10 protein-coding genes are annotated in these 11,336 nt (G+C 57.9%); 6 read left to right on the top strand and 4 right to left on the bottom strand.

Features of this window, described 5'->3' with window-relative positions:
• The first annotated feature begins 1 nt into the window (after position 1).
• From FBZ99_RS21620 to FBZ99_RS21610, 3 genes are read left to right on the top strand one after another with little or no spacing between them, the layout of a single operon-like run.
• Positions 2 to 2,164: a GumC family protein gene (locus FBZ99_RS21620; RefSeq protein ID WP_113350829.1), complete on the top strand. Its 2,163-nt coding sequence runs from the start codon at positions 2 to 4 to the stop codon at positions 2,162 to 2,164.
• A gap of 26 nt (positions 2,165 to 2,190) precedes the next feature.
• A complete protein-coding gene (locus FBZ99_RS21615) occupies positions 2,191 to 3,294 on the top strand; it encodes a glycoside hydrolase family 5 protein (RefSeq protein WP_233788555.1) in 1,104 nt (367 codons plus the stop codon).
• 59 nt (positions 3,295 to 3,353) lie between these two features.
• Positions 3,354 to 4,907: a hypothetical protein gene (locus FBZ99_RS21610; RefSeq protein WP_145634740.1), complete on the top strand. Its 1,554-nt coding sequence runs from the start codon at positions 3,354 to 3,356 to the stop codon at positions 4,905 to 4,907.
• A 71-nt stretch (positions 4,908 to 4,978) separates the two neighbouring features.
• Here FBZ99_RS21610 and FBZ99_RS21605 read toward each other — a convergent pair whose 3' ends face one another.
• The 3 genes from FBZ99_RS21605 to FBZ99_RS21595 form a co-directional block, all read right to left on the bottom strand.
• Complete coding sequence (locus FBZ99_RS21605) at positions 4,979 to 5,725, bottom strand: hypothetical protein (RefSeq protein ID WP_113351057.1); 747 nt, start codon at positions 5,723 to 5,725, stop codon at positions 4,979 to 4,981.
• Between the two features lie 245 nt (positions 5,726 to 5,970).
• Complete coding sequence (locus tag FBZ99_RS21600) at positions 5,971 to 7,230, bottom strand: FAD-dependent oxidoreductase (RefSeq protein WP_113350832.1); 1,260 nt, start codon at positions 7,228 to 7,230, stop codon at positions 5,971 to 5,973.
• Positions 7,227 to 8,036 carry a WecB/TagA/CpsF family glycosyltransferase gene (locus FBZ99_RS21595; protein ID WP_113350833.1) on the bottom strand — a complete coding sequence of 270 codons (810 nt, stop codon included), beginning with the start codon at positions 8,034 to 8,036 and terminating at the stop codon, positions 7,227 to 7,229. The genes FBZ99_RS21600 and FBZ99_RS21595 overlap by 4 nt, the downstream gene beginning before the upstream one ends.
• A gap of 634 nt (positions 8,037 to 8,670) precedes the next feature.
• Between FBZ99_RS21595 and FBZ99_RS21590 the strand changes: the two genes are divergently transcribed.
• Complete coding sequence (locus tag FBZ99_RS21590) at positions 8,671 to 9,162, top strand: MarR family winged helix-turn-helix transcriptional regulator (protein ID WP_113351058.1); 492 nt, start codon at positions 8,671 to 8,673, stop codon at positions 9,160 to 9,162.
• On the top strand, positions 9,162 to 9,845 hold the full coding sequence (locus FBZ99_RS21585; RefSeq protein WP_113351059.1) for a GNAT family N-acetyltransferase: 684 nt from the start codon (positions 9,162 to 9,164) through the stop codon (positions 9,843 to 9,845). Before FBZ99_RS21590 ends, FBZ99_RS21585 begins: the two co-directional genes overlap by 1 nt.
• A 25-nt stretch (positions 9,846 to 9,870) precedes the next feature.
• On the opposite strand, the gene FBZ99_RS21580 is transcribed toward FBZ99_RS21585, so the two are convergent.
• Positions 9,871 to 10,497: a LysE family translocator gene (locus FBZ99_RS21580; RefSeq protein WP_173004604.1), complete on the bottom strand. Its 627-nt coding sequence runs from the start codon at positions 10,495 to 10,497 to the stop codon at positions 9,871 to 9,873.
• A 316-nt stretch (positions 10,498 to 10,813) separates the two neighbouring features.
• On the opposite strand from FBZ99_RS21580, the gene greA reads away from it, so the two are divergent.
• Positions 10,814 to 11,296: a transcription elongation factor GreA gene (gene greA / locus FBZ99_RS21575; RefSeq protein WP_113351061.1), complete on the top strand. Its 483-nt coding sequence runs from the start codon at positions 10,814 to 10,816 to the stop codon at positions 11,294 to 11,296.
• Positions 11,297 to 11,336 lie beyond the last annotated feature (40 nt).

The following is an 11,336-nucleotide window of genomic DNA, read 5'->3' as shown; positions in this document are numbered from 1 at the left end:
GATGAAGCCGTTTAACATTGACGAGCGCTCGCTTCCGCCGCTGTTCGATGTCGGTGCCGTGTGGACCATCCTTTGGCAGCGCTGGCTGATCGTGTTGACGTGCACCGTTGCCGTGCTTCTACTGACGCTGGCTTACCTTGCCGTGGCAAAGCCGAGCTATACCGCGACAGCTTCCGTCATGATCGATCCGCGTGATCCGCGCGCGACGAATCTCAACAATGTCCTGCCCGGCATCGGCAGCGATAGCGCGGCCATCGCAAGCCAGGTGTTCGTCATTGAATCGCGTGACCTTCTGATGAAGGTTTTTGAGAGCGAGAACATCGAGAACGACCCTGAATTTTCGGCAGGCGGCCTCCTGTCGCGTATTGGTCTCGCTTCACATCCCACGAAGGATTCGATCTTCAAGAATTTCCAACGCGCCGTCACCGTAGAGCGTGCCGGGCTTACCTATGTCATCGATGTCAGTTTCGCATCCCGCTATTCCGACAAGGCGGCGCGGATCGCCAACGCCATCGTCAATCGTTATAGGGCCGGTCTGTCGGGTGAGCGGGAGACTGCAAACAGCGATGTGAATTCCCTGCTTGCGAGCCGGATCGGCAATCTTCAGAAGAACGTCAGCGATGCCGAGCAGGAGGTCGGAGATTTCAAGGTCTCGCATCAGATCCTCGATGCTTCCGCGGGCGGCACGCTGCAATCTCAGATCGACAAGCTTACGGATCAGCTGATCGGAGCACGAAGTGAGGCCGATCAGGCCAAGGATAAATATGCTCAGGCAGTCGCCGCAGGCACCTCGCCGGCCGGACTTGCCAAGCTTTCGGAAATCCTTTCCTCCGAAGCCACGGTTAAACTCCGCGAGAACTACAATCAACGGGCCGCCGATCTCGCCAATTACGAGGCCATGTATCAGCCGCGTCATCCGATCGTTAAAAGATTGCGATCCGAGTTGGACAGGATGCAGGGTCTTATGGCCGTCGAGGCGCAGCGGATTACTCGGGAATTGAAGGCAATGTCCGACCTCGCTGGACAGAACGTCGCAGCACTCCAGGCAAAGCTCGATGATCTCCGCCAGAAGCTGGATAGTTCGAATGCTGCGCAGGTGCAGTTGCGGCAGCTGGAGGCGAAGACGAAAGCGGCACGCACGGTCCTCGACGATTTCCTGAAACGCGCCGAGGAAACATCGCAGATGCAGGGCCTGCAGCTGCAGGAGGCCCGGGTGATCAGCGCCGCCGCTCCGCCGGTACAGCCGACCTGGCCGAAGCCGCTGCTCCTGTTGCCGGTCAGCGCCGCGCTCGGTCTTATCATCGGCTGCGGTCTTGCCCTGGTGCGCGGACCCAAACATCAGCCGGAACAGGATCCGACAGGCCCCATAAGACGTAGCCTCCTTGACGTCGAGCCCCACAAAGACCTTTCGTCGGAAATCGCAAAGACGGAGCCGGCGCCGGTCCATCTTGGTGAATATCGGCTTCCGGGCGTTGCCGGCATCGGTGCCTATCTCAGCATCCGCGCGATGCGAAGACGCTTTTTCCAGGCCGGAAACGAAGCTTTTTCGCGGGATGTGCTGCAGCTCATGCGGCGCATCATTCTGCATCTGAGAGAGCATCCGAAGCCCTATGTGCTGCTGGTCTCCTCGCTGCACACGCCGCTGGCGGCGAGACTTGCGGGTGCTATGGTCGGCCTTGGCCTCCAACAGGCCGAACAGAATGTGCTCGTCGTCGAGTTCGGAGACCTGCCTGGCTTGGGAGCGCCGGCGCGCAGCGGTAACAGCGTCTTCATCAGCGGGGCGAGCGGCCTGCGGACCGTCGTGTACAACAGGCCCGTGGCCGAGAATTCGGAACCGTGGGTGCGCCTTGGCCTCGATGATATATTGACCACCGCCGGCTCGTTCGACTTCGTGCTTCTGATGGGGCCTTCCATCGTCGATGACAATTGGGATCCAGCGCTTTTCGCTGAAGCGGATCTCATGCTTTTTGCGCTCAACCCTGCCGAGGAAGCGGCGGAAATCGCCAATATGCTTCGTCAACGGCTCGACGCCGATCAGATTGGGCGCAGCGCCACGCTGACAATTGCGCCGGAGAACATCGATACGCGCCGTAGCCAGATGGTGCGACCCATCCGCTCGACTGACGATGGAGGGCAGGGTGATCGAGTCTCTGCAAGGGGATGAACGAGGGACGCGGCTCGCGATCGACGATGATATCACGCCGAAGCGCTCTCAAGCTGGCAGGCGGCTCCATTCTGGCTGCTCTCCCGGCTGCCGGCGCGGCGCGTGCGGCGGCCAGGCCCATCGTACCCTCGCGTGGCATCAATCTGCCCGGATGGTTCGATAACAGCGATGGAGTAGCGCCCAGCGAGCCGGTCCTCGAAAAGCTTCGCCAAGCGGGATTCGAGACGATCCGCTTGCCGATCAATGGCGATCTCTTGACGGCAACTGATGCGGCCGCGCTCCGTCGCATCGAGGCCGGCGTGACCGACCTTAATCGGCTGGGTTTTTCCATCCTTGTGGACATGCATCCCTCTGAAAGTCTGCACAAGGCTCTTCGTCAAGATTTCGAGGCCGGCTCGCAAAGGGCGGCCGCAGCCTGGATGGCGTTAAGCAGCGTTGTCGCGAACCTCCCGGATGATAAGGTCTATCCGGAGCTCTTGAATGAGCCGCCCATGCGGAGTGACGCGTGGCTGCAACTGCGGGATAGGCTTGCCGAGGTCGTACGATCCAAATGCCCGAGCCATACGCTGATCTGGGGGCCATCGCCCTCTCAGGGCATCTGGGAAATAGGCGAGACGCCGCCGCTCGCCGACGATAACCAGATCGCCGCCATTCATTTCTATGCGCCCACGGCCTTCACTCATCAATGCGAGACGTGGGATGCGTCTCCGCTTGCGCGGATTTCGAATTTGCCTTTTCCGGCTACCATCGAAACGCCTCTCGTGCAGGAGAGCATCGGCAAGCTGCGCGCCAACGGGGATGAGCAGGCCGCAAACCTCATTGAGGAGCAATTGGCGACGCCCTGGACAGAAGCGGCGATCGCTTCCGAATTTGTGAGGCTGAGGCGCTGGTCCGAGACGCATGACTGCCCTGTCATGATGAATGAGTTCGGCGTGCTCAACTTCTGTGTCGATGCCGAAAGCCGCAAATTCTGGGTTCGGGCCGTGCGGCAAGCGGCAGAGGCCAATCAGGTCGGCTGGGCCTATTGGGAGCTCGATCAGGGTTTTGGCATCATCGAGAGCCGGCGCAGCGCCGAAGGTTTTGACGTCGGCATGATCGCGGCACTTCTGGATGGCCGTGGCGGAGGCTGAAATGCTGAGGAATATGGCAGTGAGGAACGACAACTGATGCGGACGAATGGAGTTTGGCGATGAGCATTACGGGACATCGCGCCGGCTTCGCGGCGGGAGGCGTTAGTTCGCTGCGCTCAGATGCGGTCTTCCACCTCTGCATCGCCATTCTCGCGGTCATTGCTTCCGTTTCAGCCTTCGCCGTCTGGACGCCTTTTGGGGTTGCCGCGACATTCGCATTGACGCTCGTCCTGTCTGTTGCTCAGCCCGGCTGCATCCCGATCGTCATTGCCTGCTCCTTTCTCTACCAGAACCTCGTGGTCGCCTGGTTCACGCCTTTCGTGCCGGATCACAATACGTTCGATGCGCTGCGCGGCGCCAATTTCGTCATTCTCATGACTGCGTTTGGCGCCTTCATTATGGCCTCTTTCCAATACCGCGCGCGGGCTCTGACGGAATTGCGGCCTTGGCTGATGTTCAGCTTCATGCTGTGCGGCATCGTTTGTTTCTATCTAGCGCTTGGGGCTGTTCACGGCGGACCGAAGGATGCCGTTATCTATTTCCGCAATACGATCACGCCGCTTGCATGCTTCCACATCGCAATTCTGGCAGCCAGTCTCTATCCAATTGATCTGCGCAAGGGCATCTTTTGGCTCTGCGCCATTGCCATCATATACGGCTATCTGGAACAGATCTTTCGGATGGATTTCCTGAGCCTGTTTCACGGCGATCTCTATATTCATCGTGGCCTGAAGGCTCAGATCGAGGCCGGTGTATGGGAAAAGAAGCTGCGAGAGACTGGCTTCGTGCTTCGCGGCATCGAAGACACGATGATGACGACCTTCTTCAACATCAAGCTGTTCAGTGACCTGTTTCCGCCGATCTTCCGCAATGGCGGCCCGAACTTTCACCCCATCAGCTACGCCTACGGCTTGAGCATCATGTCTGCCTGGCTCCTCTTCAGAGGCCGTTGGCTGCTGCCGATTGCTGCCCTGCCACTATTGCTTGTCATAGGCTCGAAAGGAGCGACGTTCATGTTGCTGGTGGCGATCGGTGCCCGGCTGATCTATCATCCATCGCGCGCGGAACTGACGCTTCTTGCCGTCATCGCGCTTGCCGTCGTCTGGACGGCCGCCGCTATCCTCTTCGGCGCCACCCATGGCGATTACCATGTTCTCGGCCTGATCGCGGGCGTTCGCGAATTCCTGCACAATCCGTTCGGACAGGGCCTCGGCATCGGCGGCAATCTTTCGAGTACGAGCCTCAATCTGGATTGGGACCGGGCACAGGATGAAGGCGTTGCCTCCGTGCCCGTCGAAAGCGCGGTCGGCGTCATGCTCTATCAGATGGGTGTGGGCAGCTTTGTCTTCTTCGGCTTTCTTGCCGCGCTGGCCCTATCGGCGCGCAAGCAGCTGATTGCTACCGGCGATCCGGATTTTCTCTTCGCTTTCGTCGCGGTCGTCACGATCGCGTCCAATGCCGTATTGCAGGAGGAGGCATTCTTCTCTCCGCTTGCGCTCGGCTTCTGCCTCCTGCTTGTTGGTGTTTCTTTTGGAACGCGCTGGCGCTCGCTCGGCATTTCGCGAAGAACGGTCAGCCAGTCGGGCGAACACATGCCATCGCCCTCGCCGTAATGCGGTTAATCTTCAATCGGACTGAGCCAGCGGTAAACTCCAAAAAGCCGCCGACAGCTCATTATCAGGGATCAGGAGCCGAAGATGACGAGTTCCGTGAATGTCAGGTCACCAAGCGATGGCGGTTTCGGACCTTTGAAATATTTCGTCCCGCTTCCGGCGAAATAACGCCCGATGAGACCGGGCACCGGCCCGTTCGCATCGACGACGCAGAGAAATATGCCTTTTCGCAGAAGATGGCGCCCGAGCGCGCCGGCGCACCGGCTAAGCTCCTCAGGGATGCGGCTGTAAATCACCTGGGCACTTGGAACGATGCCGTGGAAGATACGGCGTGTCTTGAACACGAAGGGAAAGGCTTCGTCACCGGCGACACAAATGAACGACAGGCATTCCAGTGCCGCATGCTGGAGAAGGATCTCCCTATCGCCTTCCGAGAGCATCGACATTTCCGGAAGATCGGAGCGGGCTTCAAGCACACGATAAGTCCGCCTCACAGCACTCAGCATCGGCAGAAAGGCGAGCTGCCCGTCCGCATAACGGCGAAAGCCGAGCGCTTCATTGACCTTTATAGTCCCTGGTGCCGGAGAAACGTTGATGAAGGTGACGTTCTTTCGTCTGAGCGCCGCAATCACCATCTTGCCGGCGAAAGCGCGATATTCGGGATCGACAGACCAGCTCGACAAATTGCAGCGGAGCTCTTCTCCTTCCAATCCCTCGTGCCGAAAATAAAGCGCCAGCAGAACACCGACAATGCGTCCGGACATATCCAGAACGAAGCCGTATTTCGGCAGGTCGGGCACGAAAGGCCGCTTTTCCATGCGCGCGACAGCGCGCTCCCAATAGCTTCGATCGCGCGTCGGAAAATTTCTGCGAAGACAATCGATGATGCCATCCCAATCGCTCTCTTCGATTGGTCGGCAAGTAAGTCCAGGAGGAAATGCGCCTAAAACTGCCATGATCAACTCCGTAATATTATCGATATAGGATTGCGTTTTTCACATGTTGGAAACATGCACTATTTGTGAATGTTTCCCGAGACCGCATTTCGCACTTGCGAGCCTGGCTATGCCATCGGTTCCGAGTTCAGTGCAGCGGATCGCAGTGCAGACTTGGCGCGTATCGCCTTCGCCTTCAGCTGATGAAGCTTTGTTGCAAGAGCGGGGCTTATGTTTTCGATGCCGTATAGGATGCGCCGCCGCGTGAAATGGAACTGGCGGCGCAGATGCCACCCGACATCGGTCTTCGCCGTCAGATTGAAGTGGTGATCGGCCATTTGCACCGAACTGATGTCCATATCAAGCTTTTCTGGGTCGTCATAATAGGCGGCGATCTTGGTGTGATCGATGGCAGTTTCTGTCATCCATTGCGGGATATATGTGCAGCATAGACGCTCTACATCGGTCAGAAGCCGGCTGACGCCGAGTCCGCTTGCCGGACAGGAGGTCAGATAGGCATCTCCGATCAGCACGACGCCATCCTGCCGGCAATTGTCGGCAGCTGTTATATCGGTCAACCAGCTATCGACGCGGCTGCTGATTTCAAAATCGCCAAAGGTATCGACAAGTGACGGGAAGGCGGCCGTGAGCATCCCTTTCGGATCGTCATGCAGCGACTTGACCCATGGATCTCGCGGGTCTCGGAACAGAAAGAGATTGGCTCGTGTCGTTCCAGGGACCGGAAATAGATTGAGATGGGCGATTCCGTCGCCGTCGCCATGATAGGTCAGGGCCGTATGGCGAAATCTATTGGATCGCAGCGGACGAATGTTGAAGCCGAATGCCAGCGGGCGTCTATCGCTAATCTGTCGGTGCAGAATCCCGAGATCCCGGCGCAGGGTATCGCCCATGCCCGTCGCGACCACCAGCAATCGCGTGGTGATTTCGTCCTGACCAAGGATCGATATCCGTTGGTGCGCTGCTCCGATCCGCAAAGCGCGGACCTGGCCGACGACGAAATTCACCGTTTCAGGCAGCGCGCTCCGCATCGCCATGACGAGCCTGTTGTAGAAAAATCCATAGTGCTGGCCGTATGTCCGGTCCACCACGCGCCCCTTGTGCATGTTGACGATTTCATCGAAGGGTACGGCGGCAGTCGACAGAGGTGCAAATAGCTGAAGTCGCTGAAGTTTTTCGATCGCCTCGCCGGCTATTCTTTCAACGCGGAATTCCTGGGGAAAGACGCGATGACGATCGATGAGTGTCACCCGATATCCCGCTCGGCCGAGCAGGCAGGCTGCTAGCGTGCCGGAAAGCCCGCCGCCGACAATGGCTATGTCTGTGTCCGTTTCGCTCGTCGGCAGTTCGGAATATCGCCTATTCATCATTTCGAATACCTCAGGATCGCATAGATGGCGTAGGGGTTGGTGGTCAGGTAGCGCCAGAACAGGCGGCGAGGTTCCATCAGCATCCGCCAGAACCATTCGAAACCGGCTCTCTGGATCCAGATGGGCGCCCTCTTCGTTCTCTCCGCCAGATGGTCGAAGAGGCCGCCTGATGTCTTGATGATGCCGACATTGGCAAGTCGCGCGGCGAAATCGTGCACGAAAATCTGCTCGCGCGGCACGCCAAGGCCGATCCACAATATGTCGGGGGCGAGTGTGTTGATCTCGTCAAGCTTCCGTTCCAGGGCTTCTCCGGCAAGGTAGCCGTGGCAATGGCCCACGATGCGTAAGCCGGGATAGCGGGTTTGCACGGCGGCGACGGCTTCGCGGTTTGCCGTCTCGGTCGCTCCCAGGAGATAGAAGCTTATGCCTTCCCTTTCGGCCAGTTTGGCGACATCGTGAAAGAGATCCGTTGTTGCCACGCGCTCGGGAAGCTGCACCCTGCAGAGTAAGCGTGAAGCCATCACGAGGGGTTGACCGTCGGCCAAGATCTGATCCGCCTGCTGGAAGAGTTTGGCGATATTGGCATCGGCATGAACGCGTGCGACGACCTCGCCATTGGCTGACGTAAAATAATAGGGCCGGCTGTCGCGGCGGCGTCTGCGCGCGACATCGATCATGAAGGAAGCAGCATTGCGTCGATTGACGACAGTGATGGGCAACCCGCCGATCAACACGCTTGGAAGCGTGGGCGGATAGTCTTGCGCAGGAATGGCGGCTCCATGTTCAGGCGCGTCTGCCGGCTGCATTTGGCTCTCCTGATTTAAGATCTGCTCTTCGGAAACAAGATGCGCACCAGTAGCGTCCGACCCGTTGTGGCCGGGTTTTTGAATGCCATTCTTGGTTGAGTAAGCTCTTCCTGAATATCTTTGAGAGTCTGTACCAATATCTTGCACAACCATTACCTCCGCTTGCGTAATGGTTAGCTAATATGAGTTGGAAAGTTAAGGCGTTTATTAGTATTCAGTTAATATGTAAATTTCTAAATAAATAATATGCGCATAAACTGAACTTAATGTGAAGTTAAATCTCTCGTCACACAACGAGTATTTCAGAAGTATTTCAATATGTTAATTAGTTGCTGAATAATCCCGTTCGCGTGGGACATCGGAAGTATCGCAGCGGCTAGCTCATAGACGGAGGAGCGCGTCAGCTATTCCTCTCCCTTGAAGGGTTATGTCGCGCGTTCCAGATTCAAACAGTGTACGACCTTAGCGTTAGTCTGCCTTCGAATGGCAGCGATGTGTAAAGGCCGGGACTGCTCGATGAGTACAATCATTGAGATCGTATATCCGTATCCTCTAAGTGACCGCCAGCGGGCTTGATTGCAATTGAATAACACATTATATAACAATTTATGTAAATGGAGGAATGGGGGTCGATTTGACTGAAGATATTGTGAGGGCGATGGGGTTCCTCTGTCTTGGCAGCCGGTTTCGCCGGATCGGCGAGCGTCTGCAGGCCGATACGCAGCAGATCATGGAGGAGCTGGACGTTTCTTTGCAGTCCGCCCAATTTCCGTTTCTCGCCGCCATCGATCGCGCCGGGCCGCTGACGATCGGCGAACTTGCCCAGGCCGTCGGCATCACTCAGCCGGGCGCGACACGCACTGTCTCGCAGCTTCTGGAAGCGGGCTATGTCGACATGCAGGCCTCGATCGAAGACCAGCGCCGCCGTCTGATCTCGCTGACTTCCAGGGGGCAGGAGCTCGTCGACTATTCGAAAAAATTCGTCTGGCCGCGCATAGAACAGGCGGTCCGAGAGCTCTGCGGTGACCTTTCAGGGCCGCTATTGCAACAACTCGCCGCGATCGAGGACGGACTTGCGGAAGCTCCGCTCAGGCGACGCGGCACCCTCAGCAAGGAGCAGCAATGATGAGCCATATTCTCGATCGTCCGATTTGGAGTGCTCTTGAAACTGCCCATGCATCACTGGCGGAGGGCAATGCGCTTGCCCGCCGCTATCCACCGTCCATCGTGCCCTTTGCGGCGTCCGCGGACAATTCGCCCGAAAGTCTCGAGGCCCTGGCGAGGCTGCCTTCGGGAGAGGAGGTCATGGCGATCGTCGAGGCGGAGCCAATCATCGTTCCTGAAGGGTTGGTGACCCTTTCCAGTGCCAGGCTCGTGCAGATGATGGCGGAGCGCCCTTCCGAGCGAGTCTCGGACGGTCGGGTCGTGCCGCTGACGGAGGCCGATGCTGCGGATATGCTAGCGCTTGCTACGCTGACGAAGCCAGGCCCCTTCACCTTGCAGGCCCAAAGCCTCGGCTCCTTCTGGGGCGTGAAGATCGATGGGCGCCTTGTCGCCATGGCAGGTCAGCGCATGCGCCAGACAGGATTTGCCGAACTTAGCGGCCTCTGCACTCATCCCGATTTTCAGGGGCGCGGCCTCGGCACCTTGCTCTTCCGTTTCGTGGCTGGTGAAATCGCGGCCCGCGGCGAGACTGCCTATCTGCATGCTTATACCACAAACACGCCGGCCATCGCTCTATACGAAGCGATGGGCTTCCGCATCCGTTCGGAGATGAATTTCAGCGTCGTCAAACGGCAGCAGGTTTGATTTTCCTTTGTTGCCGTAAAGGCGGTCACTGCTGTTGCAGCGCGAGCCTCAGGCCCAATGCCATATAGATTGTGCCGATGACCTTTCCCTGCCATCGGCCGATGGTGCGGTTGCGCCGCAGCCAGCCATCAATCGAGCCGGCACCGACCGCCAGAAGCGAGGTCACGCCGATGCTGAGGGTCACGAAAATGGCTCCCAGAAGCGCGAATTGCGCAATGACGGATCCGCTTTCCGGATGGATGAACTGCGGCAGGAAGGCCAGGAAGAAAAGCGCAGTCTTCGGGTTGAGTATCTCCGTGAAGAAACCCTGCCGGAATGCGCGCATGGGGGTAATAGCCTGCGCAGTCGGCAGATCGATGCTGCCGCTTTTCTCGATAAAAGCCTTGAAACCCAGATAGATCAGATAGATGACGCCGGCATATTTGACGATCTCGAAGGCCAGCGCGGATGTGGCCAGCAATGCCGACAATCCGAAGGTCGCCATCATCGTATGGAAGAGATCGCCGGCGGCTATTCCAACGCCCGTTGCCAATCCCACGCGCTTGCCGCCACTGACTGCCCTGGCGAGCGTGAGTAACGTGGCAGGTCCTGGAATGACCATCAGACCAAGCACCACCAATATATAAGTCGTCAATACACCGAGGCTGATCATCGATCTCTCTAAAGTTGAGTGCCGTTTCAAAGTCCCCGCGACATGGAACTTTGTATCCGCCGTTGTTAGCTGGCTTGAAGACTAGTCGTTTTAGAGATCGTTGCAACGAACATGTTGGCGATGTCCGCTGGCGGGAACCCGGCCTCTTCGGTGATCTCGGCTTTCTATCGGCTGTTCTATTCCTCCAGCATTGCCATCTGGTCTATAGTACGGGGTCGATTTGCTTCCTGTGGTTAAAGACAGGTCGTCGAAATTGTTCATGGAAAAAGATCCCGACGGGATTTCAAGGTTTAGCGCTTCGCAATGGAGTTTGAAATTGAGCACTGCGTTCATGAAGGAAGAAAGCGCTGAAACGGCCGCCGAAACCGTGTTGCCCGACCGGCCGATTTCTCCGCATCCGAACCGCGTCACCGAGGCGGGACTGAAGGCTCTGGAATTGCAGCTTCAGGATGCGCGCAAAGCCTACGAAGCAGCAAGCGCGATCGAGGATATCAACGAACGCCGGCGGCAGACAGCTATTCCATTGCGCGATGCGCGCTATTTCGCGGAAAGGGTCCGAACCGCCGAAGTCATGCCGGCGCCGGCCTCGTCCGAGGTCGTCGTTTTCGGAAGCACGGTCACCTACAGCCGTGAGGATGGCCGCGTGCAAAAATATCGCATCGTCGGGGAGGACGAGGCCGATCCCAAGGCGGGATCGATTTCCTACGTCTCGCCCGTCGCAAGATTGCTGATGGGAAAGACGGTTGGCGATATCCTGACCCTTGGCAAGGAGGAGCTGGAGATCACGGCGATCGAATAGCGGTCTTTCCGCGCGCCCTCTTTCTGCGCACGCCTGCGGT

This window comes from Rhizobium sp. ERR 1071, from assembly GCF_007828675.1.
Taxonomy (GTDB): domain Bacteria; phylum Pseudomonadota; class Alphaproteobacteria; order Rhizobiales; family Rhizobiaceae; genus Rhizobium; species Rhizobium dioscoreae.
The sequence above is the reverse complement of the archived record's forward strand: the minus strand, read 5'-3'. Positions and strand labels throughout refer to the sequence as shown.